This is a genomic window from Solwaraspora sp. WMMB335 (assembly GCF_049179075.1).
In the GTDB taxonomy this organism is placed as follows: Bacteria; Actinomycetota; Actinomycetes; order Mycobacteriales; family Micromonosporaceae; genus Micromonospora_E.
Map to the genome: position 1 here is coordinate 5373548 of NZ_JBMHMF010000001.1, position 24165 is coordinate 5397712.

At 70.8% G+C, this 24165-nt stretch carries 21 protein-coding genes and 1 pseudogene; 5 read left to right on the forward strand and 17 right to left on the reverse strand.

All coding sequences use genetic code 11. The features are described 5' to 3' along the window. The first annotated feature begins 7 nt into the window (after positions 1 to 7). Entirely contained in the window at positions 8 to 1078 is a 1071-nt protein-coding gene (locus ACN27F_RS23455; protein ID WP_421436928.1) for an alkaline phosphatase family protein, read from the forward strand. Between the two features lie 8 nt (positions 1079 to 1086). Here the strand turns inward: ACN27F_RS23455 and ACN27F_RS23460 are convergent, their stop codons facing one another. The 4 genes from ACN27F_RS23460 to ACN27F_RS23475 are packed head-to-tail and all read right to left on the reverse strand — an operon-like array spanning position 1087 to position 7418. Further along, on the reverse strand, positions 1087 to 2328 hold the full coding sequence (locus ACN27F_RS23460) for an MFS transporter (RefSeq protein ID WP_421436931.1): 1242 nt from the start codon (positions 2326 to 2328) through the stop codon (positions 1087 to 1089). Then, on the reverse strand, positions 2306 to 4270 hold the full coding sequence (locus tag ACN27F_RS23465) for a DUF4910 domain-containing protein (RefSeq protein ID WP_421436934.1): 1965 nt from the start codon (positions 4268 to 4270) through the stop codon (positions 2306 to 2308). Before ACN27F_RS23465 ends, ACN27F_RS23460 begins: the two co-directional genes overlap by 23 nt. Next, positions 4270 to 6198, reverse strand: coding sequence for an aminotransferase class I/II-fold pyridoxal phosphate-dependent enzyme (locus ACN27F_RS23470; protein ID WP_421436936.1), 1929 nt, complete (start codon positions 6196 to 6198; stop codon positions 4270 to 4272). The genes ACN27F_RS23465 and ACN27F_RS23470 overlap by 1 nt, the downstream gene beginning before the upstream one ends. A 5-nt stretch (positions 6199 to 6203) precedes the next feature. Continuing rightward, positions 6204 to 7418 (reverse strand): hypothetical protein, encoded by a 1215-nt coding sequence (locus ACN27F_RS23475; RefSeq protein WP_421436938.1) that lies wholly within the window; start codon positions 7416 to 7418, stop codon positions 6204 to 6206. Positions 7419 to 7461: 43 nt separating this feature from the next. Between ACN27F_RS23475 and ACN27F_RS23480 the strand changes: the two genes are divergently transcribed. Both ACN27F_RS23480 and ACN27F_RS23485 read left to right on the forward strand, forming a co-directional pair. Next, positions 7462 to 8481, forward strand: a complete 1020-nt coding sequence (locus ACN27F_RS23480) for a GNAT family N-acetyltransferase (RefSeq protein WP_421436940.1) — start codon at positions 7462 to 7464, stop codon at positions 8479 to 8481. After that, complete coding sequence (locus tag ACN27F_RS23485; protein WP_421436942.1) at positions 8478 to 9647, forward strand: hypothetical protein; 1170 nt, start codon at positions 8478 to 8480, stop codon at positions 9645 to 9647. Before ACN27F_RS23480 ends, ACN27F_RS23485 begins: the two co-directional genes overlap by 4 nt. Here the strand turns inward: ACN27F_RS23485 and ACN27F_RS23490 are convergent. The 5 genes from ACN27F_RS23490 to ACN27F_RS23510 all read right to left on the reverse strand — a co-directional run bounded on the left by ACN27F_RS23490 (position 9621) and on the right by ACN27F_RS23510 (position 14242). Beyond that, positions 9621 to 10490: a nucleoside-diphosphate kinase gene (locus ACN27F_RS23490; RefSeq protein ID WP_421436944.1), complete on the reverse strand. Its 870-nt coding sequence runs from the start codon at positions 10488 to 10490 to the stop codon at positions 9621 to 9623. The two genes, ACN27F_RS23485 and ACN27F_RS23490, sit on opposite strands and share 27 nt — an antisense overlap. Before the next feature lie 355 nt (positions 10491 to 10845). Then, the gene (locus ACN27F_RS23495) at positions 10846 to 12072 is read right to left on the reverse strand and encodes a M16 family metallopeptidase (RefSeq protein ID WP_421436946.1); all 1227 of its coding nucleotides are present in this window, start codon (positions 12070 to 12072) and stop codon (positions 10846 to 10848) included. After that, complete coding sequence (locus ACN27F_RS23500) at positions 12069 to 13250, reverse strand: nucleotidyltransferase family protein (protein ID WP_421436948.1); 1182 nt, start codon at positions 13248 to 13250, stop codon at positions 12069 to 12071. The genes ACN27F_RS23495 and ACN27F_RS23500 overlap by 4 nt, the downstream gene beginning before the upstream one ends. Positions 13251 to 13325: 75 nt before the next feature. Further along, positions 13326 to 13475: a hypothetical protein gene (locus ACN27F_RS23505; RefSeq protein ID WP_421436950.1), complete on the reverse strand. Its 150-nt coding sequence runs from the start codon at positions 13473 to 13475 to the stop codon at positions 13326 to 13328. Positions 13476 to 13948: 473 nt separating this feature from the next. Next, the gene (locus tag ACN27F_RS23510) at positions 13949 to 14242 is read right to left on the reverse strand and encodes an FAD-dependent oxidoreductase (RefSeq protein WP_421436952.1); all 294 of its coding nucleotides are present in this window, start codon (positions 14240 to 14242) and stop codon (positions 13949 to 13951) included. A 954-nt stretch (positions 14243 to 15196) separates the two neighbouring features. Here ACN27F_RS23510 and ACN27F_RS23515 point away from each other — a divergent pair. Beyond that, positions 15197 to 15745 (forward strand): annotated as a pseudogene (locus ACN27F_RS23515) (AfsR/SARP family transcriptional regulator); the annotation flags it as partial. Between the two features lie 115 nt (positions 15746 to 15860). On the opposite strand, the gene ACN27F_RS23520 reads toward ACN27F_RS23515, so the two are convergent. The 8 genes from ACN27F_RS23520 to ACN27F_RS23555 form a co-directional block, all read right to left on the reverse strand. After that, positions 15861 to 16388 carry a flavin reductase family protein gene (locus ACN27F_RS23520; protein WP_421436954.1) on the reverse strand — a complete coding sequence of 176 codons (528 nt, stop codon included), beginning with the start codon at positions 16386 to 16388 and terminating at the stop codon, positions 15861 to 15863. An 11-nt stretch (positions 16389 to 16399) separates the two neighbouring features. After that, on the reverse strand, positions 16400 to 18562 hold the full coding sequence (locus ACN27F_RS23525; RefSeq protein WP_421436957.1) for a tetratricopeptide repeat protein: 2163 nt from the start codon (positions 18560 to 18562) through the stop codon (positions 16400 to 16402). Positions 18563 to 18574: 12 nt separating this feature from the next. Next, positions 18575 to 19789 carry a hypothetical protein gene (locus tag ACN27F_RS23530; protein ID WP_421436958.1) on the reverse strand — a complete coding sequence of 405 codons (1215 nt, stop codon included), beginning with the start codon at positions 19787 to 19789 and terminating at the stop codon, positions 18575 to 18577. A 400-nt stretch (positions 19790 to 20189) separates the two neighbouring features. Beyond that, complete coding sequence (locus ACN27F_RS23535; RefSeq protein WP_421436959.1) at positions 20190 to 20822, reverse strand: class I SAM-dependent methyltransferase; 633 nt, start codon at positions 20820 to 20822, stop codon at positions 20190 to 20192. Continuing rightward, positions 20819 to 21958, reverse strand: coding sequence for a thiamine-phosphate kinase (thiL, locus tag ACN27F_RS23540; RefSeq protein ID WP_421436962.1), 1140 nt, complete (start codon positions 21956 to 21958; stop codon positions 20819 to 20821). The genes ACN27F_RS23535 and thiL overlap by 4 nt, the downstream gene beginning before the upstream one ends. Beyond that, positions 21955 to 22602, reverse strand: a complete 648-nt coding sequence (locus tag ACN27F_RS23545) for a (d)CMP kinase (RefSeq protein WP_421436964.1) — start codon at positions 22600 to 22602, stop codon at positions 21955 to 21957. Before ACN27F_RS23545 ends, thiL begins: the two co-directional genes overlap by 4 nt. A 34-nt stretch (positions 22603 to 22636) precedes the next feature. Further along, a complete protein-coding gene (locus ACN27F_RS23550) occupies positions 22637 to 22816 on the reverse strand; it encodes a hypothetical protein (RefSeq protein WP_421436965.1) in 180 nt (59 codons plus the stop codon). A gap of 55 nt (positions 22817 to 22871) precedes the next feature. Beyond that, positions 22872 to 23258 (reverse strand): hypothetical protein, encoded by a 387-nt coding sequence (locus tag ACN27F_RS23555; protein ID WP_421436967.1) that lies wholly within the window; start codon positions 23256 to 23258, stop codon positions 22872 to 22874. Positions 23259 to 23416: 158 nt separating this feature from the next. Between ACN27F_RS23555 and ACN27F_RS23560 the strand changes: the two genes are divergently transcribed. Beyond that, positions 23417 to 24142 (forward strand): hypothetical protein, encoded by a 726-nt coding sequence (locus ACN27F_RS23560; protein WP_421436970.1) that lies wholly within the window; start codon positions 23417 to 23419, stop codon positions 24140 to 24142. The last annotated feature ends 23 nt before the right edge of the window (positions 24143 to 24165 follow it).

Below are 24165 nucleotides of genomic sequence, written 5' to 3' on the forward strand. Positions count from 1 at the left end.
GTGCCCCGTGTCGTCGTCTCCGCCAGCCGGGCTGACGAGCATGCCCGGCATCGTCCTCGACGAACTGTCGCGGGCGCGCCATGGCGTGGTCATGCTCGCTGTCGATGGTCTGTCCTACGCCGCGGCGCTGGCGGCAGGCTGGCAGACCGCCGAGCTCACCGCGCTGGCGAGCACGTTCCCCAGCACGTCGACGACCGCCTGGCTGACCGCGATGACAGGCGTCGGACCGGACCGTCACGGTGTGCCCGGGACGGTCTACCGTGTCCCTGGCCGTGGCTGCCTGGTGTACGCGGTCACCGGCCAGGTGCTCGCGCGAGGCCCGGCCGACCCGGCCGGCGACCCGCGGCTCGTGATCCCACATCCGACCATTTTCGAGCGGGCCACGAACGACGGCGTGCGGTGTCGGGCGGTGGCCCGGGAGATCGGCCACCTGCCCGGCCCGTGGGCTCAGGCGCTGCTACGCGGTGCGACCATGGCCCCACCTGCGCCGACGCGAACGCTCGCCGGGCAGGCCGACAACCCCGTGCTACTTGCCGAGGCCGTCGTGACGCAGGTCGACGAGGAGACCGGCGACGCCCCGCCGCCGCGGCCGATGCTCCTGTGGGTCTATGTCAACCTGGACGATCACGTGCACCGGCACGGCTACGATCAGCCTGCGGTGGCAGCGATGGCGACGCTGGCGGCCAGCGCGGCTCGATGGGCGGAGGCCGGCTGGACGGTCGTCGCCCACTCCGACCACGGCCAGGTCCGTTGCGTGCCCGACGACGACCTGGTACGGGCCTGGACCGCCCTGGACGATCCGGCACGGCGGATGCTCCCGCCGGGTGGGGCGGGCCGCGTCCGGTGGCTGTACCCGGTCCCCGGCGACGACGATGTCGCCGGGCGCCTGGCCGAGACGCTCGGTGCCACGGCACGGATCGTCGCCGCCGACGAAGGACTGCGGGACCGGGTCGGCCCGGTGATCGCGATCGCCGCCAACGACCGATTTCCGGTACCGGACACCAGCCTGAGGTGGGAGCACGGGGCCGACTCGCCCGGCGAGACGATGGTGCCGTTGGCGATCTGGCGTAGTCGGTAGCCGGGCCGCTACGGGCGGGGCCCGACCGCCGACACCTGCGCTTCGACGGGTCGGCGCGGTCGGGTCCGCGCCCGTACCGGCAGCAGTGCCAAGCCCACCAGGGTGAACGTGGCGGCCACCGCCAGGTAGATGGCGCGGTAACCGAACACGCCGATCACGATCGTGCCGGCACCGATGGCCACGGCGTACGGCGTGTTGATGATCGCCTCCGACGCCATGATCGCGCGACCCTGCAGGTCGGCCGGGGTACGTCGCTGCACCAGCGTCACCTGGGCGACGAGGATGAGCGGCAGTCCCAGACCGACCAGCGCGGCGCCGATGGCGACTCCCACCAGGGTGGCGGTGCTGGACGCGGCGAGGCCGACCCCGTTGAGCAGGAAGCCGACGCAGGCGACGGTGTACTCGCCGTAGCGACGCATGGCCGACCCGACCAGCAGGCCGGCGAGCACGCTGCCGGCGCCCTGAATGCCGCCGAGAAACCCGATGGTGGCGGTCGGGCGTTGCAGCCCTTCGCTGACCAGAGAGAACAGGGCTACGTTGATCATGCCGGCACCGCAGAACGCGATCGCGCTGGCCAGTACGAGTCGTCGGATGATCGGGTTGCCGGCCACGTGCCTGGCTCCTGCGGCGACCTGCGCCGCGAACGAGCCACGGTCACCGGCGGCGTTCGGGCTGGTCAGGTCCTGAGGCTGGCGCAGCAGCGTGAGCGACACGGCGGACAGGACGAAGGTCACGGCATCGACGATGACGATCGCCTCGATGCCGCGGGTGGTGTAGAGCGCGGCACCCACGACCGGACCGATCACCCGCATGCCCTGACCGAGGCTGCTGAGGACACCGTTGGCGTCGCCGAGGCTGTCGTCGGGAAGCATCGAGTGCAGCAGCCCACCCCGGGCCGCCCGGTAGATCTGCCCGGAGCAGCCGTACAGGAACGTGACGACGTACACCAGCCAGACCTCGGCGACGTCGTCCACCGTCAGTAGCAGCAGGATCAACAGCCCCATGGTGCCGTCGTTGGCGACCAGCAGCCATCGGCGGGGAACCCGGTCCACCAGCAGGCCGGTCAATGGTGACAGCAGTACGGCGATCGCCAGGAGCAGGAAGATCAGGCCGGCGGCGCCGGTGGATCCGGTGAGGTCCTTCATCCAGATCGCCAGCACGATGATCATCATCGTGCTGCCGAACATGTTGAACGCCTGGCCAGCGAGCAGCAGCCGCATGTTGCGTTCACGCAGGATGACAGCCCGCATCGGGATCCTCCCCTGGATTCGTGACCGGGACGACCCAGCCGGCCCGGTGCAGCATGTCGAAGACCCGCTCGGCGAAGGCCACCGAGATCGGGAGTTCGCAGGCCAACGCCGCCCACCAGGCCGCACTGCCGCGCTCGCGCCGGCCGTCCAGCGCACGCAGCAACGTCAGCATCCGGGCGTGCGTGCCACCCCGATCCGCCGCCAGGCGGGCGGCCAACCATCCGCGATCAGCGGCGCCGGCCAGCGCCCGGGGATTGGCCGGGCCGACCGCGGCCCGAGCCAGTACCGTACGCCCGACTTCGTCGGGCGCCGGTCCGGTGGCCGGTTCGGTGGCCGGGGCGCCGAGCCGGCCGGCGGCTGTCGCGGACACCGCGTCCAGCCACCGTGCCGTGCGGGCGATCTCCCCGGCAGGTACCCCGGCGTGCACCAGCGTGGCCAGACCCTCTCGGACGGTCTCGCCACGGTGCGCTATCCGCCGGGCGGCCTCGGCATCGCTGTTCGGGTCCAGCACCGGGCCGTCGTCGCCGTAGTGCCAGGACGCCGGCACCGGGTGCCGGCCGGGCAGCGCGGCAAGGACGTGCTGGGCGGACCAGCCGGCGCACGCGTCCGCGACGTCGGCGGCGAGTCGGTCGTCGGCCCGTGCGCGCACTGCGGCCACCACCGAGATCGCCACCGTGCAGGTGCGATGCAACTCGGTCGGGTCGACCGCGGTGAGCGTGTCGGCCGAGGAGTGGTTCGTCCGGTCCGGCCAGTGCCCGAACGAGACGATGGGGCACCGGGTCGGTGCGTCCGACACGAGCGCGTGGTCGGATCCCCCGGCGAACGGGGCCATCCGTACCTGCCACGGGTCGCACGACACGGCGCCGCTGTACGAGCGGGCGGCGGCGGGTACCAGGTCGGCGCAGCGCCCGGCGAGAGCCGGCAGGAACGACGGTACGTCGTCGGGCCCGCGTTCGATCACCAGCGGACCGCCGCAGCGCGACCGGTCCTGCCCGGCCATGTCCACGTTGACGGCCAGCACCGGTCGGGCGACGTCCCCGGCGGCGACCAGGTCGTGCAGGTACGCGGCGACGCCGACGAATTCCGGAGCCCACAGGAAACGCACGGCCGGGCCGGCATCGGGGCGGGTGGCGAGCAGCCGGGCCGCCGTGAGGAGCGTGGCCACTCCGGAGGCGTTGTCGTTGGCGCTCGGCCGTGGGTGGCACAGATGCGCCGAGAGCAGGATCTCGCCGTCGTCGCCACCGCTACCGGGCAGCAGTCCGGTCACCACCGGCATCCCGGCGGCGGCTCCGGCCACCGCCACCTCGACGGTGACCGCCTCACCCCGGTCGGCCGCCGCGATCAGCCTGGCGAGTTGCGCGGCGGTGAGGCTGAAGCCGGCCAGCGTCGCGCCGGGCAGCAACTCCAACCGGCCGACCTGGTCGGCGAGGCGATCGGTGCGTGCGCCGAGCGGGTCCGCCGCGACAGCGACGGCGCCGGCTGCCGCCGCCCGCAGGGCGAACTCCGGAAACGGCACGCGGTCGTCGTCGAGCAGCACCAGCCCACCGGCCGCCCCGGCACCGTCGCGCAGCGACGACCAGCGCCGCAGCGGAGCGACGGTGCCGCCGGCGGGGGTGGGCGCCGAGTACGCCGCGAGCGTGTACGGCTGGGCCGGATAGCGGACCAGTGACTCGCCGCCGTGAACGAGCCGGGCGCGCACCGGGGTCCACGACAGGGGCGCCCGGTAGGTCCACCACCGCTCGGCTCCGTCGGCCGGGAACATGTGCACCGTCACGTCCCGTAGTCCGGCGTCGCGCGCCCGCTGCGCGACGTACCCGGCCGCCGTGTTGATCCCGGCCGAGGCCTGATACCGGTCGTGTCGGGCCACTTCGGCGACGTCCCGCATCGCGGCCGCGATGTCGACGTCGCCGTGCACCGCCTCGACCAGGTGCGCCAGCCGCATCAGTGGCCCGCCGACGTGGGCCGGGGGACGGCCGTGGCGCAAGCGGCTGCGGCGGAAGCGGCCGCGGCGGAAGGGTGCGCGGGAGAAGGGTGCGCGGCGGCGGTGGACATGGCCGCGACGAACGCGGTCAGCCGGGCCTGCGACAGCGGCACCGACATCCGCAGCAGTGCGCCGCACCCGTCGCCGGGTGCCAGCGGCGGCACCGGTTTGGCGAGCACCCGACGGGTGGCCAGGATCTCGCGTACGGTGGGCTCGTCGGGCAGGGCCAGCCACGGCACCTGCGGATCGGTCGGCAGCAGGGGCAGACCGGCGGCGGTGATGTGCCGCTCGACCATCGGTTTGACCTGCGCGATCCGCTCCCGCAGCGGGGCCAGCGAATCGTGCTGCGTCAGCAGCGCGGTCGTGACGTCCAGGGCGAGCGCGCTGCCGGCCAACGGCGGGACCACCGCCCGGACGGCGTCCGCCAGATCCGGCGCGGCGATCGCGAAGCCGACCCGCAGCCCACCGGCGCAGAACCCCTTGGACATGCTGCGGATCACGACCGTGCCGGGCAGGTCGTCGGTGAGCGGTGCGGCGCTGTCGCCGGGCGGCAGGTAGGCACCGAGTGTCTCGTCGACGACCAGGACGCCGCCGACCGCGGCACAGGCCTGCGCGACCTGCCGAAGCTGCGCTGTCGTCCACGAAGGACCAAGTAGGCCCGGCCGGTCGATGACGGTCAGCGCCGGCCGGTGGTGCACCACGGCCGCGACCGCCGCCGCCGCATCGCGCAGCGACGTGACCCGGAGCTGGCTGGCGGCGGCACCGATGGCGCCGGGCAGCTCCGGGTGGCCGGCGGCGTCAGCCAGGACCGTGCCCCCGTCGGCGAGCCGCGCGAGGGCGTGCAGCAGCCCGGTGGCGCCGGCGCCGGCGGTGACCCGCCCGGGTGGCAGGTGCCGGCCTGCCGGCCAGCGCAGATAGGCCGCGACCAACGGCGCGAGCCGCATCCCGGCGTACGGGTCGGCGAGGTCGTAGCGGCGTGAGCGCACCGCGGCGGGCGGCCCCGCCGACAACGACGCCCACGCCGCGTCCAACGCGGGTGCGACCGGTTCGGCCTCGTCCGGTGCCGAACGCAGGTCGAGCGTGCCCGGGGACGCCGGCTCTCGGTGGCCGTCCAGCGCCGAGGCCACCACCGGTGCCCGCCTGGCGACGAACTGCACGTAGCGGGTGTCCATGGTGATCGCGCCACCGGGGCTGAAGTCCGCGTCGGTGCGGGCCACGGCGAACCCGGCACGGGTCAGCAAGGTGTCCACCTCGGTCGGATGGTAGAGACGGACGTCGTCGGGCAGGGTGGCCGTGCTGCCGTCGGACCGACGTACGTGGACCCGGCCGCTGCTGCGGCCGGTGGCCGGGTCGTAGCGGCGCTGGAAGTGAAACGTGGTGCCGCCGATGTCCGCGCATGCCTCGTCGCGGTAGTGGCGGGCGATCGCGAGCACGTTGGAATGGTCGAGCACCAGGACCCCGTCGGCGGGCAGCAGACGGTGAACCGCCCGCAGCAGCCGGAGCTGATCGGCGTCGGTTCCCCAGCCGAACGCCTGCACACAGATGGCCGCGTCGACGCCAGCGACACCCCAGCCGGGCGGCTGCGCGCCGAGCAGGTCCGCCCGGTGCAGTTCCAGGTCGACGCCAGCGGCGGCGGCGGCGGCCGCCGCCCGGTCGAGCGCGTACTCCGAGACGTCCACACCGACGACGTCGAAGCCCCGCCGGGCCAGGCCGACGGCGTGGCGGCCGACGCCGCAGCCCAGGTCGAGGACCCGTCGGCCGGGTGCGTACGCGGCGAGAACGTCCGCCAGGTACGCGACCTCGGCGCTGGTCCGTTCGGCGGTGTACTCGTCGTCGGCGAACGTCCAGTAGTCGGCGGTGAAGTACCGCTCGTACCAGGGGGTGGGCATGCCGGTCAGGACACGGTGGTGAGCTCACGACGGGCGAAGAAGTCGCACACGTCGCACAGGTCGGTCGCGTTGGCGACACCTTCCTGCTGCAGATAGACCCCGCCGCAGATCCGACAGGTCGCCTCCATGAAGGGGAACATGTACCGCTGCATGTTCTCGAACGCGGAGAACATGTAGTAGTCGATGCCCGGCCACAGGTCGAGCAGGTGGTCGGTCATGCCGTAGGACAGCGACCGCTCGTCCGGCCCGGTGGTGAACCGTCCCGGGGTGCCCTGCCGGTTGAGCTCGGGGGCGACCAGTTCCAGGTACAACGTCAGCTCTTTCTTGGTGATCCGGTACAGCGGGAAGATGTACCGCAGCCCGCCGATTTCCCGGACCGGGATGCCACCCATCCGGAATCCGCTGGTCATCCAGGTGACCATGCTGGCCAGCAGATCGTCGGCGTTGAACCCGAACGCGACCACACCGGCGTCGCGCGAGCGGGCCTCCTCCTCCAGCATCCGCCGCAGCACCTGGTGGCCGATCACCATCGTCAGGTGGCTGCCATCGTCGCTGACGATCTCGTTCATCGAGTCGACGAACGTACCCCGTAGCCGGAACACCCGCTCGACGTCATCCGCGGTCACGATGACCTGCTCGATGCCCAGCCGTTCGCCGGAGGCGCGGGCGGCGGCGAACGTCGCCGGCTCCTCCCAGTCCGGCAGGCCGGTGATCGTCACGGCGGTCATGTTCAGCGGCGGCAGCCGGTCCCTGGTCCGTTCCAACAGGGTCAGGTAGGCGACGCTGTCCCGCCCGCCGGACAGCCCGACGATCACATGGTCACCGTCGCGCATCACCTCCCGCGACAGGACACTGTCGACGAACGCCTCCTCGACGTACTGGATGAAGGCGGGCGCGTCGAACTGCTCGCCCCGGACCTCGATGGCGCCCTTGTCGTCGAAGACCACGCTCTTGGTGTAGACCGGATCGGGTACGCCGTAGACCTGCCGTTTCGGCCGGCGCAGCACGTCCAGATCGTAGTGTCGGACCTGCCGAACCTCGATGATGTCGTCGGCGCCGACAACCGTCGTGTCCTCCGACACGACCTGACCCGCGCGCCAGCTCAGCACGGAGTTGACGGGGATTCCGTTGCGGCGCAGGACGTCGACCAGCGGCTGCCCCGCCGTCGCCGCCAATTCCTCGGTCGTTCCGAGCTTCGTGCGGTAATAGACTGACGCCATTGACCAACAATAGGGGGCCGTCGCTGCGCGGTACAGTACGCAAATGGCCCGTACCGTCATCGTCGATCACTACGACGATCCCCGGGCGGCGGCACGCGCCGGCTGGGACGAGGTGGCCGGCGACGGGGACACCCCGATCTTCTATCAGGACGGCTACCTCTCGGCCTACCACGACGCGCCGCTGGCCCCGTTGGAGCAGCTGGGCTACCTGGTGGCGCGGGAACCGGCCGGGCGCCCGCTGGCGGTCCTGCCGGTCGCGCTGCACCGGTTCGCCGATCCGATCGGTGGGCTACGTCGCCTGCACCCCGGCATCGAGCGGGATCCCGCGTTGCTCAGCCATGTCTGGCACTGCTACGACACCCGGTTGCTCGGTGCCGCCGGCCGGGCCGACGTGGTCACCGAGTTGCTGGACACCCTGCGTCGGCTCGCCCGGAGCTGGCGGGCCCGCTGGTACGGCCTGGTCAATGTGGAGCACGAAAGCGCGACGGCGATTGCGCTCACCGCCGCCGGGTTGACCGGGGGACACCTGGTCGACCGGTTCACCACCGACCTGACCGGTCTCACCTCGTTCGACGACTACCTCGCCCGACTGGCCCCGCGGCCCCGGGCCAATCTGCGTCGCAACGAACGCCGGGCGGCCGATTCAGGGTTCGTCTGCGCCGTCGACCCACCGACCGCCGTCGATCTGACGGAAATCGCCGACCTGTGTGACCGGACCGCCGCCCGGTTTGGCAACGCCGGTTTCTACCCGGCGCAGACGTTCACCCGGTTCGTCACCGCGCTCGGTTCCGCCGCGCACGTGCTGCGAATCCGCCAGGGCGGCAGGCTCGTCGCGGCCGGGGTGTGCCTGACCGACCAGCAGCGCTTCCACACCTGGACCTGCGGCGTCGACTACCACGTCGACGGCAACGCCAGCCCGTACGCGGCGCTGTTCGCCGAGTCGGTCCGGCTGGCGATACGGCTGGGCCGTCCGATCCTGGAAGGCGGGCGCAGCAACGACGTGTTCAAACGTCGACACGGGCTCACGGCCCGCCGGCTGGACGCCTACGTGGTACGGCTGTGACCTACCGGCTGCGCGTATCTCCGGGTGTCGCCCCAGAATGGACGCGACTGGCCGCCGACGGCCCGCTGCTGACCTCTCCCGGCTGGCTGCGCGCGATGGCGGGCCGGCTCGGCGAGAGCACTCGGACCTTCGCCGCCGGGCCGGGCGGCGAGGCAGGCGTGGCGGTGCTCGGCACCGTACAGTCCGCTCCTCGGCCCGGTGAAGTCTTCGACCTGCACCAGGTGCTGGTCGGCGAGGCGCCCGCGTTGCCGTTGACCGACGCGGCACGGGCCGCGCGCAGCGCGCTGTCCGCACCCGGTCCGCGACGGTGGACACCGAACCTGCTGGTGATGCTACCCGGCTACGAATGCGTCCCGGTCGGACCGGCGGCGGCCGACCCGACCGCGCTCGCCGTTGTCGTCCACGGGGTGCTGGACTGGGCCGCTGACGCCGGTATCGCCACCGTCGCGTTCCTCTACACCCGACCGGACGCGACGGCACTGACCGTCGCCCTGTCCACGGCCGGCTTCGTGGCGATGCCGCTGTCGCTCACCTGGGATCTACCAATCCCGGACGGCGGATTCGACGCCTATCTGGGGTCACTGCCCCGCAAACGCGCCGCCGAGGCCGAGCGGGAACTCGCCCGGCTCGCCGCCAACGGCGTACGCCTGCGCCACCTGACCGGCGACGCGATCGACCCGCTCGTGCCGGTGCTGGCCCGGTTACGTGGCCACCTGGTCGGCAAGTACCGGGGGCGGGCCGACGAGTCGACCGAGCGGCGTCGGCTCGAATCGCTGCTGTACGACGTCGCCGCCGGGCACGCCCAGCTGGTCCTCGCCGACGCGGGGGACACTGCGGTCGGGTTCGCGCTGTTCGCGCCGTACGGTGACGCTTGGCATTGCCTGGCACTCGGCTACGACTACACCGATCCCCGATCCCGGTTCGCGTACTTCGCCACCGCGTTCTACGCCGCGGTCCCGATCGCCGCGGCCGGCGGTGCCCGGTCGATCGGGTACGGCCAGGGCTCGGCGCGGGCCAAGCGGGATCGGGGCTGTGTCGGTACGCCGCTGACGGGCTGGCTGCACTCGACCGACCCCGAGCTGATGGCTGCGGCACGCGCCGCCGCCGCGGTGACCGAACTCATCCCGGCGCGCGCTGCGTCACCTGCGCGGCGGAAACCGGCGTGAGGTGGCGAGCACCAGAAGCTCCCACGGATCGAGCCGGGTGCCGTGGACGGCGAGCAGGTCCTGCAGCCGGGCCGGGTCCGGGCCTGGCTGATCCGGCGTGAAATCGCTGGCCACGATCGGGGCGAGTGGGTGCCCGCCAGGCAGCAGCCCGGCGACCTTCTCGCCCATTCCGGCGGTGGCGAGATCGGTCGGGCCGCCGGTGAGCAGGTCGTCGACTACCCGGCGGCCAGGGTCGGACAGGTCGGGCCAGGCGATGGTGAGGACGCGGGCACGCAGGCCGGCGAGCACCTCCGGATAGCCGCGACGTTCGGCCGGGGCGGACCGGCCCAGCAGGTCGAGCAGGGTCCGCAGGCTGGCCGGGTCGCCACCGTCGGTGCCGATGTCGAAGCCACCGTCGGTGAAGACGGCACTCTCCCGGTGGGAATCGGCGGGACTGTCAGCACTGTGCATCAGGGCCAGCATGATGTTGATGGAACCCAGGTCGCCACGGATCGAGCCAGCGCTTGCCGCTGCCGGGTCACTCGCCCCTTTGGCCAGACGTAACCGCTCGTGACTGGGGTGTCGCGGATCGGGCCGATTGTCGCGGACCAGGAGCGCCACGGTCGGGCCGAAAGCGAAGAGCTGATCGACCAGCCGGTAGAGGTAAGCCTTCCAGACCTGGGTGATGTTGCGTTCGTGGAACGCGTCGAGATTGGTCGGCCGGTGCCATAGCAGCCGCCAGGCCACCGGCTCGAATCCCTCGCCACGCACCCGGTCCACGATCCGCCCGCCCAGCTGACGGGCCAACGCGTCCGGCGCGAGCAGCATGAAGACGGTGTGCTCCCAGTCGACCGCTTCACTCAACGGCCTTCTCCCTCCGGCGTACAGTGCCGGGTGCGGCACCGGCCTTGCCTCCTGCCGCACCCGCCGCTGCGTTGGTGTCACCTCTTCTTCTTGCCCGCGTTCTTCTTCTTCACGACCGGGCGCCGTGTGTTTACAGCTCTGCGGTTCATCCTGGCCTCCTTCCGGTTGCGGGTGACGGGGTGACCCGCCGGTCGGCAGGGTCAGCTAGCGGGTGTGGTCCCTACCGGAACCGGTCACTTGCGGTTGGTGGCCTTCTTCTTGACCCGCGGCCGGCGGCTGAACCTCATCTTCCGGTTCACCGTTGTTCCCTCCCTTCATCGGTGTGTGATCTACCGGCGTGGGCCGCTGTGAGGTTTCACCCGCCAGCGGTCGCCACTACCAGACGGTCGGTCATGGACACGGCGGCCTCATGGACCTGCTGAGAGTTCACGGCCATGATCCGCTCGGCATGTGCGGCGATGGACCAGCCGGCACTGCCGCCCAGCAGCGCGTGCCGACCCAGCAGGAAAGTCTCTTCGAGCGACGTCTCGGCATCGAGCCTGACCAGTCCGGCGGCGCGTCGGCGGGCGACGGTCACGTCGGCGTCGGTCCAGCCGCGCCCGACCGCCGAACGCAGCAGGCCGAGGGACAGGTCGACCACTTCGTCGCGGTTCTCGACGGCGGTCGTGACCGCGACCCGCCAGACTCCGGTGTCATGGTAGCCGGCGAGGTCACCCCAAATGTCGTAGGACAGTCCCAGATCGGTACGGAGTCGTTCGACGAGAACGGACGCATTGCCTCCGGCGAACAGCTCCATCACCACCTCCGCGGCGGCGAGCCGCGGGTCGGCCAGCGGGAACGCGGGCCCGCCGAGCACGACCGCCGCGGTGTCCCCGGGCAGCGGGTGATCCAGCCGGTGCGCCGTGACGGTCGGGACGGTGTGCGCTCGCAGCGGGTCGGCGCCGGGCAGCTGAGCGAGTGCGCTGCGGCCGGTCGCGGCGGACACTTCGGCGGGAGCGAGACCGCCGGTGACCACGACGGCCGTGCGGCCGGCGTGGACATGCCGGCGGGACCAGGCGGCGACATCCGCGGTGGTCAGCCGTAGGACATCGGCCGGGGTGCCGCCGACCGGCCGGCTCATCGGGTGATCGCCGTAGGCAGCGGCGTAGAACACGTCGTGCACGATGTCGGTGGGATCGGCTTCGGCCAGGCGCAGCTCTTCGAGAACCACCCGCCGTTCGGCTTCCACCAGGTCCGCGTCGAAGGCCGTCATGGTCGCGGCGTCTGCGAGCAGGCCGAGCACGGCCGGCGCGTCGACGGTGGGCACCCGCGCGTACAGGACGACGCAGTCGCGAGCGGTGGAGGCGTTGGCCTCGCCACCGTACGATTCGATCTCGTCGATGACCCGCATCCGCCGACCGGGCGGGGTCGCCTGCATGACCAGATGTTCGAACAGGTGGGCGGTGCCGGGTCGGCTCTCGTCGCGCGCTCCGGCGAGAATCCATACCGACACCGTGGTGATCTCGGCGCCTGGCCGGTGGCGGGTCAGCACCCGCGTGCTGTTGCGCAACGCGTCGCTGGCGACGTCGGCGGCGGCGGTCATGGCCGGACTCCGGCGGTCGCGGGCCCGGCCATGTTGGACAGTTCCGCCACGATGTCGGCGTCGACGTCGTCGCCGACGGTCAACAGGAACCGGCCGACGGGGGTGTCGGCCCAGGCCAGTCGGCCCCGCTCGTGCAGTATCGCGGTCGGCGCGGTGCCTGGCGGAGCCCCGTCCAGCGGTAGGCCGAATGCCAACACCCCGGCCCGCAGGGCCGGACCGACGGCGATCCGGTCCGCCGCCGCCGCCCAGGAGCGTTGCTCAATCCGGGCAGCGGCGCCTCTGATGAGCCGGCGTTGCAGATGGCGGGCCGTGCCGGTGAGGGGACGGCGCAGCATGGCCGCGCCGCGGGTGGCCCGGCGGGCACGGGTGACCAGCCGGTGACGTCGTGGCGGCAGCGGCAGTGTCGGCAGGCTCGTGCCCTCGACGAGGGCGGCGAGCTCGGCGTACTCCGGCCACAACCCGAGCGCGGTCATCGCCTGCGTGAGGGTGCTGCGTTCGGCCTCGGTGGCGGATCCGATCAGGAGGCTGGCGTCGACCAGGTCCCGGGCTCGGAAGGGCTGCTCGAAACGCTCGAACAGGAGCATCAAGGTGTTCTTGACCGTCGGGATCCGCCACGGCTGGGGCATGGTGATCAGCGGGGGGACACCGGCCAGGTCGCCCAAAGACCACCAGGTCGCGATCTCCACCCCGTACGGCAGGACGAAGCTGGACTCGTGCGGGCGCCGCAGGCTCACCATGACGTGGAGACGCTGCTCATGGCAGGTGAACGTGGCGGTGTGCAGCTCCCAACCGGTGTCGATGAGCAACCTCGCCGCCTGCCACAGATCGGCTTCGGTCCGCGCGACGTAGTCGAGATCGTTCATCGACCGACCGAGCCCGGCCGGGTAGCGATCGGCCACCTCCAACCCCTTGATCGGGGTGAGGCCGGTAGCGTGCTCGGCGAGCTCGGCGGCGACCCTGCGGAAGTACGAGACCCGCGAGGTGGCCAGCTCCAGGTCGTAGGCGAGGCCTGGATCGAGGGTGACACCACTCGTCGCCCAGGCGGAGTACAACGTGGCGGTCAGCGCGGGCTGGCTCCGGCGCAGCAGCGCGACCGCCTCGGCCGGATCCTCGAGCGCCTCACCGCAGCAGACGCTCAGGGCGCTCAGCACATCGTCCGCGGTCAGCTGGATGGTCACGGCACGATGCTCCTCGCGGCTCGGCGACGCCGGCGTTCGCACCGCTCGGCGACGCCGAGCGCCCAACGGCGGTGCTCAGTAGTTGGGGAGGCAATCGGTGCAGGTGGTGCGGAACTTGACCACCTGGACTGCCTGGCGGCGGGCGAGCATCTTCTCGACCCGGGTCGGAGTGAGCAGGGTCGGCGCGACGACGGTGTCTTTCCTGAGGCTCGTGGAACTCTTCATTCCATCCCCTTGCTAGGAAAAGTGACGGGCGATTCAGCTGATGGTACGAAGCGCGCCACCCACCGTCAATATATGGGTCTCAATAACTGATCAGTTGGATGGCGGTGGCTGGTAGGAAACGAGCGAAACACCAGACATGCGGGTGAGTCACGCAATCCTGACCAACCGTCTGCAGTCGACCGTCGAATGTAACCGACGCGTTGCGTACGACGGCATGACCGGAACCCAGCGGGCGGCGTCGGCGATGACGTAGCCGTCGGTGTCGTCGGTGCGGAGGAACCCGCCGAAGTTGTTGGAGCCGGTCTTGTCCCGCCGACGATGTGGGTGGAGAAGAACGGCCCGTCGCGCCCGCTTCGATGTGAGGCAGCAGCAGCTCGTACCGGGACGGGTCGTAGCCGGCAGGGCGCGGCAACGGGATCCGGTCCGCGGCCTGGGTCAGGCACATCCGGTAGTCGTACGCCTGGATGAGCTCGTCACCGGAACCCGCCGGCGCCGGCTGCTGCGAAGACGGAGCGGGCGACGCTGCGCTCGAAGGTGAACCGGGCCGGTGAGTTCGGCATGACCTCGGTGCCGCTGTCGGTGTTGCCGAGACCGCTGGTGCTCAGCCCACCGAGGCGGTTGGAGGCCTCCGGCACGATGGCGGTCCGGCCCATCCGCCGGGCCTGGATGGCGGCGACCAGCCCGCCCGCCGTGGCACCGTAGACGACCAGGTCGGCGGTGACCAGTGGGTGGGGCGGCAGCGTACGGCGGGACGGAGCCGGTGTCATGCGAACACTCCTCGGATCGCGGGACGGGCCAGGGCAGGCCTCCCTGCTTTCGTCGTCGCAGACTCTAACGACGGGTGCGGAGCAATTTGTTGGAGAGTCCCGGAGTTTCCGGTGAGTCAAGAGGATCGGTTGGTGAAGTAGTCAGCGTGGATGGTTCATCCACTCGGACTTTTTCGCGCGGTATTTCGGGTCGCCGACCGTGCCCGTCGGTCGACCCGACCCTCGATCGCCTCGAAGGCGCTCCCGGTGTGTTCGCCACTCCGACAACGTGGTGCAAGATTGTGGTGCAAGATTGCGGTGAGGTGACAGAAGTAGCGAACAACCCGGAATTGACCACCGGTTCGCGATTAATCGTAACATCCCGGATGATACTTTTTGTCCATAATTGTGTAGCCGGCGAAAAGCATTTTCGCTGCTCAATTGAGGTGTGTGGTATTCGCGGTTGATTGAAGATCAGCGCTTGCTGATAACTGTTCGTGTTGCTACCATTACCCGGGTCCCCGGCTCGGGAGCTGCGAGGCGAACGCCTATTCGCGCGAATGCATGGCCGAACACCATCACCAGCAGACCGTCGAAAAGTCGATCGGATCCATCCAACTGAGTGAGGTGCGTGTCAATGCCCGATACGACCGTGACTTGTGACCTGCCGGTTCCCGAATGCTGGACACGGCAGGCCGGCAGGAGATCTGAACGGCACCTCGTCGTCTCACCCGGCAGCAGGTGTTCGGTGGGCGTCGCGTGACTGCCGCAGAAACCATGGTCGCACTACGGTACGGCGTCCTCGGCCCGCTACAGGTGCTCCGCAACCAGCAGCCGTGCGCCCCCACCGCGCGGATGCAACGGATCCTGCTGAGCCTCCTGCTGCTGCACGGCAACGAGACCCTACCGGTGTCCCGGCTCGTGGACGGCCTGTGGGGCGACCGTCCACCGAGGTCCGCCATCGCGGCACTGCAGATGTACGTGTCGGCGGTCCGCCGATCGCTGATACCCACCTGGTCCGCCAGGGACGGCACCCACCAACACCCGATTCTGGTCACCGAGCCGAGCGGGTACCGCCTACAGGTCACCGCTGACCAGGTTGACCTGTTGCGGTTCAGGTCACTGGCCGCCGCCGGACGAGGGCTGCTCGCCGAGGGCAGGTGCGGGCCGGGCGCCGAGACGATCAGCCGGGCACTCGAGGTCTGGCGGGGGCCGGTGCTGCCCGACGAGGCACGGTCCGGCGAGATCGAGCGGTACGCCGTACGACTGGAAGCAGAGCGGCTGGCCCTGCTCCAGGAACGGATCGCGGCTCAGCTGTGCCAGGGCCAGCGACTCGAGCTGGTCGGCGAGCTGACCGACCTGTGCGCGCGACATCCGTTGCGGGAGGCGTTCCAGCAGCAGCTGATGCTCGTTCACTACCTGTCGGGCAGCCGCGCCGAAGCGTTAAGTGTCTACCAGCGGGCACACCGCCGGATGGTGGACGAGGCGGGCATCGAGCCCGGCCCGGGAATGCGGGCCCTGCAACAGGTGATCCTGCACGGGGCACCCGCCCCGCACCCCCACTACTCGGCGACCTGGTGCCTCAGTTGCGCCGATCCGACGCATACCGGTGAGCCGGCCGGCGAGTGCGAGTGCCGCGTCAGCGGCTGTCGGCGAAACCGCCAGAAGACGCCGTCGGCCCGATCGTCGAATGCAGCCCACGTCGGTGGTACACCAACGGATCGCCGGGGAACACCTGACCGTGCGTCACTTCGCCGATGACGATCGCATGGTCGCCGTGCTCGAACACCCGACTTCGGCGGCACCGCAGGTAGACCGGCACGTGCCGCAACCGGGGCACCTCGTCGTCCCATACCCAGTCCAGGCCGGCGAACTTGTCGTCGCCACGGGCGGCGAACGTCCGCGCGGTCGACAGGTCCGTCGCCCCGAGCAGGTGGACACCGAAGCCGACATGCCCGGTCACCGCCGGATACGACCGGGCTTCCCGCGCCACCGAAATCAGCACCGACGGCGGCCGGAGACTATACGAGCACAGGGACGAGACCAGCAGACCACACGGAGCGCCGTCGGGCTGGCGGCTGCTGATCACCGCGACCCCGGACACCAGCCGGGCCATCGCCTCGGTGAAGGTGGCCGCCAGCCCGGCGGCCTGCTGCTGGACCGTCACAGCCGACGTCCTCACCCCCCGACCTGCTCAGCCATCATCGACAGGCAACGGTCCAGTTCCTCCGCCGCCTCGTCGTCGTCGCCGACCGCGAGCACCGCCCGGTAGTCGGCGACGGCGGCCTCCAGCCGCCCGGCGCTCTGGCAGACCATCGCCCGGTTGTACCGGAACTCCAGACTGTCGCCGATCTCGATGGCCCGGTCGAAGTCGGCGATCGCACCGGCGAGATCACCTGCCTGGTACCGCAGCCCGCCGCGGATCGCCCACGCTTCCGCCAGCTCGACATCGGCGTCGAGGGCGTGGCTGACGGCCTGGTACGCCGCCGTCGTGTCCCCCCGTTCGGTCAGTATCCGGGCCCGCAGACAGAACAGGTACGGATTGGCGGGTGCCAGTGCCAGTCCGGATTCGACGTCATCCCAGGCACCGTCGAGGTCGCCGAGTTCGCAGCGGATCGCCGCCCGGTTCGACCGTGCGTCGACGTGCTCGGGATCCAGTTCGAGCACCCGGTCGAAGTCGGCCAGCGCACCCGCGACGTCGCCGAGTTCCAGACGTACGTCGCCACGGTTGTAGTAGGCCTCGGGAAATGGCGGCGACAGCAGCAGCGCCTGCTCGTAGTCGGCCACCGCCTCCTCGTTGCGCCCCAACCGCCGCAGGATGTTGCCCCGGTTGAAGTAGTGGTCGGCGAAATTGGGATCGACATCGATAACCGAGGTGAAGTCGGCCAGCGCCTCGGTCAGGCGGCCCAGCATGCCGTACACCTGGGCCCGGTTGTAGCGCAGGCCGGTGCGGTGCAGCAGTTGCTCGTCCGGCGCGAGCTCCCGGTCCAGCCACGCCATGCCCTCGTTCAGCAGGCGCAGCGCCTCCTCCGGCCGCCCCTGCCGGGTCTCGACCAGCGCGATGCCGTTGCGTTGGAAGACCGACTGGAAGGCCCGCTCCTTCGGGTCGGGCAGCAGCGAAGCGATGGCGACCGCCTGGTTGAGCCAGCGCCGGGCGCGTACCGAATCCCGCCGGCCGTCGCCGTAGTGCCGGGCGAACAGCATCGCCGTGCCGTACGCGGCATGCATGTGCACCGCCGGGTCGATGGAGATCGCACGAGCCTCGTCATACCACTGCTCAGCCTCGTCGGCACGCCCGGCCGCGGACAGCGAGGTCGTCACGTCGCCGGTGATCTCCCACCACAGATCGGGATCGGTGCTGCGGTCGATCACCGCACGGGCCCGTTCGCCGAACTCCACCGCGGCGTGGTAAAGGCCACGGTTCTTGCAGTGCAACTGGGCGTGCCGCAGAACCTGGGCGACCTCGGCGGGCGGCAGTCCGGCCCGCTCGGCGTGGAACGGCACAGCACCGAGCAGCAGGGACGGCTCGTCGATGCCGAGCAACTGGCGGCGGCGTTCGTCGTGCAATCTGGCGCGTTCGGCGTCGGTGACGGACCCGTACGCGGCCTGGTGCCAGGGATCGCCGGACAGACACTCGGTCCCGACGAACGCGCCGGCGTACTCGGCGATCGCGGTGGCGTCCAGCCCGTCCAGCCCGTCCAGCCCGTCCAGCCCCGTACCGTGGGACGCTGGCCGGTCGGCGTACCCCGTCAACCGTCGGGTCCGTTCGGCGAGCGTCGTCGGCAGTGACACGCTGACCGGCCCGGGCGGCTCAGCCAGCGGCCCGGCCCCGGTGGCCACCACCACGGTCAACTGTTCGGGCGCCAGCCGGCGCAGGACGACCGCGATGAACTCCTGGTCGGTGGGGTCGGCGTCGGCGACATCGTCGATCAGCAAGGTACGCGGGCCGTCGTCCAGCGCGGTCAGATAGTCCCGCAGGATGTCGGCCAGGCCGTGCGAGATCCGCATCGTGTGCAGCCGTGCCTGGTACCGGGTGCGGGCGTCGGAGGTGTCGCGGTGTTCGAGCGTCGTGCGCATCGGCGGCACCGCCCCGGCGAACTCGGGTGCGGCGAACTCGGGCGCCGCAGTGAGGATCTCCACGTGGTGGCGGGGTCCAAGCTCGCTGCGGCGGGCGAGCGCATCCGGCAGGACCGCCCGCAACACGGCACCGGCCGCGGTGTACGGGCCGCGTAGCCTGCGATGGGCGCTGACCCGGGCCAGCACGGGCGGCAGCCGAAGTTCGGCTATCGCCCGGTCACGGCTGCGCCGGTCGGCTGCGGCGATCCAGAAATGGCTGTCCACTGCGGCTGCTCCTTAGGCGATGACATGCTGGAACTGCTGTGCTCTGCGTTGCCGGCGCTCTCGGACGGCCAGCCATACGGTCAGCAGGATCTGACCCAGATTGAGGACGAGGAACACCACCGAGTCGGCCAACTCCCCGGTGGTCGCCTCGCCGCCCAGCCGGCCGATCGCGTTGGCGAACATCAGATAGACCGCCGGCGCGACCCCGAAGACGAACACCGCGATCGAGAACGTGTAGCCCGCGACGATCAACCAGGAGTACCAGGTGGCGACGCGCCGGTCGACCGGGTGCCACTGGTCCTCGTCGACCAGCCGGTCGCGGCGGCCCAACAACCGCCAGACGCGGTTGCGCAGCAGCCGCTTCGCCGTCGTGTGCAGATCGACGCAGCCGAGCAGGGTCGACATGAGGACGTACAGATCGGTGCGGAGGTAGAAGAAGAACTGCCAGGCGATTCGCAGCAGTGTCGCGAACGCCAGCGCCAGGCACAACCGGCCGACGGCGGACAGCCCACCGTCCGGTGTCCGCGTCAGGTCGGCGATCAGGGTGAGAAGCGACAGGATCAGGACGTCGAGCAGCATCCCCGCCAGAATCGGCAGGTAGCGCTGCCGGCGTGGGACGGTGACCAACCCGTCGAGACTGGTCTCCAGAACTACGTAGTAGAGCCGGCGCCCAATGCTGATCCGTGAGCGGATGCCGAGCCGCCGTGCCGCGAGCAGATGGAACGCCTCGTGCAGTAGGACCAGCGGCACCGCACCGACAGCGAGCGCCGCCTCGATGATCGTGAGGTAGTCGGTGAAGAACAGGTTGCTGTAGTGCGGCACGAGGTCAGGGGATCGCGCCATGGCGATCAACGACGCGATGATCACCACCGCGTACAGGATCGTCGCCACGGGGGAGAACATCACCGCGCCGAGACGCTGTCCCCGGATCGGCCGCTGCCGCTGCGGCACCTGACCGCCGTCGACGATGAAGTCCAGTTCGGCGAGGGCCCCGAGGACATGCTCGATGTCGGCGCTCTCGCCGTACGCCCGCTGGTACCACAGGTCGACCTCACGAGGGGTCTCACCGGCGGCGAGCCGGCGGACCATCTCCGCGCCGTCCGGTGGGAAGATGCCGTACGAGTCGATGTCGCGGCGGCCGATGGTGACCTCGTCGCCGTCGGCGAGATAGACGAGAGGATGCAGGACGACCCTGCTGTCCTGGTCGAAGCGCGTCGCGGTGTCCACCGTCCGGCTCCCTTCGCCGGCCCGGTGTGCCGGCTGCGCCCGATTGACCGCCGGTTGGGCGGGCGGCGGATTCCGCCCGACTGCCAACCACGATGGGAGAATGGGTACGCCGGGCGTGGGCGCCCACTCCGCGCCCACGCCCCGCGCCGCACCGTCAGAGCTTGCTCGGGTACGTGGGGCAGGCAGCGGCGGTCAGCCGGACCGGACCCGCCTTGCGGATCTTGATCCTCTTGAGCGCCTTCTTCTCCACCTTCTCCATGTGGAACACCTCCTCTCGATCATCTCGACGATTGATCGACCGTAGAACGGCCCGCCAAAGCCCGGCCATAAAAGCACCAACGCCCGGATTCTGCTGTGGATCGTCGGGCCAGGGCCGGCCAGTGTCCAAGCCAGAGCGGGCCTAAGGCAGGGGGCGTTCGGTGGTGGCGGTGAACCAGTCCTTGCGGGTGCTGATGTCCAGCTGCGCGACGCCAAGCCCTACCTTGCGGCACAGCGTGGCGAATTCCTCCGGCTCGTAGTAGGTGAACCAGCGGGGGGCGGGAAAGTCGTCGGTGGTGCGCCATCCGTCGCGGCCACCGTGTTTCATGCTGACCAGTGCCCTGCCGCCGGGAATCAGGACCCGCCGGATGTTGTCGAGCGCGGTGACCGTGTACTGCCTGGGCAGGTGCAGCAGCACCCCGCTGGCGATGACCCAGGCGAAGGCGTCGGAGCGCAGCGGCAGGGCGAGCGCGTCGCAGCAGAGCGCGCCACCGACAGCGAGGCGTGCCGTGGTGGCGCGGAGCAACTCGGGGGTGACGTCGGCGAGGACGACGGTCCGCCCGGTGGCGGCGGCCAGGCCGGCGTCCCGGCCCGCGCCGCAGCCGAGGTCCAGCACCGGCCCTGGCGCGAGCCCGGCGAGGAAGGCCGCCAACTCCTGCCGAAGCCCGGGAAACCGGCCGTAGTCGATTGTCATCGCCGTGTAGTGCTCGACCAGGGCGGCATAGGAACGGCGTACCTGCGCGGTGCCGGGCCAGCCGGCTGCGACGGCGGTCACCGCGCCGGGGTGGCCGTGCCAGGGGCAGCGCCGGTGCCGGTGCCGTCGGTGACGAGGGTGCTGACGTCGGTGGCCTGGTGTCTCCAGGCGACACCGGGCAGGTCGTGTCGGGTGCCGTCGCGGGTGACGAGGGTGACTCCGGCGTCGGGCGGGGTGGCGCGGCCGATGACGTCGAAGGTGAGGCCGTTGCGGTCGAACGCGTCCCGGCAGGCGTCGAGCCGGTCCGGCGGGACGGTGAAGGCGAGGTGGAAGTCGGCTGAGGCGCTCATGGCGAGGGTGACGTCGTCGGTGCCGACGAGTTTCGCGACGGCGCTGACGGCGGGGTGGACGGCGATGTCGTCCTCGGCGACGTCGAAGCCGACGCCGCTGGCGGCGGCGAGTTGTTCGATGGTGGCGCGCAGTCCGTCGGAGGTGTCCTGGCAGGCGGTGGCGTACCCGCCGGTGGACAGTAGCCGGCCCTCGGCGACCCGGGCGCGGGGGCGTCGCCAGCCGGTGAGCAGGTCGGATTCGAGGATGTCGGGCAGGGTCCAGCCGTTGGCGGACCGCTTGGGGAAGTAGGCGACGGCCGCGCCGAGGAGCCCGCAGGGTCCGGTGACGCAGAGGTGGTCGCCGGGTCGGGCACCACGGCGGGTGAGGGCGGTGCCGGTACGGCAGACGCCGAACGCCGAGGCGGACAGCACGATGCGTTCGGCGTTGCCGATGTCACCGCCGACGGTGAGGGTGCCGAAGTCGGTGCAGGCCTGGTGGATGCCGGCCATGATGTTGAGGAAGCCGGTGTCGTCGAGGTCGTGTGGGTAGCGCACGACGGTGAGGACGCCGATGGGTGCGGCGCCCATCGCGGCGATGTCGCTGACGTTGGCGGCGACCAGGTAGTAGCCGATGTCGACGTTGGTGAGCAGGCCGTGTTCGTACAGGGTGAACTTGGGGCCGCGTACGTAGTCGGATCCGGCGACGAGGGTGACGGGTGTGTCGAGGTCGTAGATCGCGCAGTCGTCCCGGGCGTCGGCGCCGGCGCGCAGGGTGACGTGCGGGCCGTGGTCGTCGCCGAGGATCGCACCGGACTGGCCGGTAAGGAAGGCACCGACGAGCGCGGCGACCCGGGTCGGTTCGTCGGAGAAGCTGGCTTGCGAGGTCATCGGCGCGCTCCCAGGTGGTGAACGACTGCCCGCAGCACGGCGACCGCCGGCAGGAACGTGGTGTCCAGTACGAGGCCGTCTGGGTGACGGCCGATGTGCTCGCGAACGGTGTCGTCGAGCCGGGTGGGTGGCCCGACGTGCACCGCACGTCCCGGCTGTGCCCGGTGCTGGGCGCGGCGGCGTTCCCGCCGGATCGCCTCAGTGGCGGTGAGGAAGACGTGGCAGTCGGCGTCCGTCATGATCGTCGTGGCGCAGTCCCGGCCAACCATGATCATTCGTCGGTGGCCGTCGACTATCGCGTGGTGGTATTCGGTGATGTCGTGGCGCCATGCCGGGTCGGCCGACACGGTTCGTAGGCGTTGCTCCACTTCCGACGACCAGAGGTCGTCGGTGATGTTTTCCTGGTGGTAAACGATGGTGGGGGAGGCCAGTCGCGTCCCCGGGGCCGCCGGCTCGTGCCGCAGCATCTCGAACAGCCGCCCACCGGGTGACACCCTCGTACGGGAGACGGCGTAGGCGACGGCACGGTAGGTCAGCCCGGTGTCGAGGACGCGCGCATTCATCCGCACCGCGAGCGCGTACGCAAGGGTGGTCTTGCCGCTGGCGGTGGGGCCGTCAACAGATATCGCGAGTTCGTGACGCATTCGGAGCGCGCCTTCTGTCGAAGAGGGACTGCCGTCACCGTAGGCCATGGACGCGAGCACCGGGCGGCACGGCGGCGACACCTTGGCTGCCTGGCGTGGTGAGGTGTTCGTGCCATCCGGCGGTCGCGATCATCGTCGCCCGCAGCAGGTTCTTGCGGACCACCAGCGACCAGTCCCACTCCGGATCCGCGATGCCGAGCAGCGCACCGGCCACCGAACGAAGATACTGGGGCCGGATGCGGCGCTGCGCGTCGAATGCGACGTGGCTGTCACCGTCGCCGCAGTAGTAGTAGGGCCGGTCGGCATCCGCGAAGCGCCGTAGCGCGGTGAAATCGGGCAGTCGGATGGCCGAGCTCCATGACGGCCATCTGGCCGAAGGTGGCGACATAGCGCGGCCGGAGACGACCGACGATGTCCCGGACACGGCCGATCCGTACCGCATCGAGATGACCGAAGCTGAGACGGTGCTCCTCCGGCAGGAGCAGCAGATGTCCCACGACCAGCGGCGACAGGTCGGCGACGAGCCGGAAGCCCGGCATGGACGCGATCGTCCGGCTCGGCGGGTCTCCCCGGTACACGGCGGCGAACGTGTCGCCGTCACCCGGGCGGAGTTCGTCGCACAGCTCATCGCCGTCGCACGCCGATATCCCGGCCATGCAGACCTCCACGCTAGACGATGAAGCGTAGGCATACAGTATCAAAGATTCGACAAACGTCACTGCGTGCCGAATTGATCGACATCCCGGTGATGGCATTACGATTTACCGTTGACGGCATGCGGCCCCTCACGGCAAAGATCCTTGATCGTGCGATCATGCTTGCCGCAACATGCGTGCTTGTCGCGGAACAGTACTCCGTGCCGTCGGAGCCGTTCTGGGACGGCATCGCGGGCGGCCGCGGCCATATCGTCGGCGTCGCCGTGACGGCCATCGCGACGTTCGGCGCGCTCACCCCGGCCCAGATCTGGGCGGAACGGTCCCAGATGGCCCGCCGCACCGCGATCCGCCACCAGATCCTGCACCACTTCGGCCGGCTGCTGACGATCGCCGCCCGGGTGGACCCGCCGCCGCCCGCCGCCGACCTCGGCCTGCACGTGTGGCGGGTCGCCTGGTCGCTGCGCCGCCCGCACCGCCGGCTGGTGCGGATGGCCACGTACCGGCTGGGCAGCACGCCGACCACCCGGGCGTTCGCGCCGGGCCGGGGCGTCGGCGTCGTCGGGCTGTGCTGGCAGCGCAACGAGGAGGTCGCCGTCGACGTCGAGGCGCTGGCCGCGAAGTCGACCACCCGGGCCGCGTACGAGGCGCACGTCGCGTCGTACGGCGGCGACGCGGTCATGAATCTCACCTGGCCGGAGTTCCTGCGAGTACGCCACCGGGGCGCCGTGTTCGCCAGCCCGGTCCGCGACGGCGAGGGTGAGTTCGTCGGCTGCGTCAGCGTGGACAGCAGCCGTGGCTTCGTCACCCTCGTCGGCGACGAGCTGTGGCACGAGATCAACGCGCTCTGCGTGCTGCTGGGCAACGACGGCCTCGCCCATGTCTGAGCGGTCCGTGCGGGTGGGCGCGG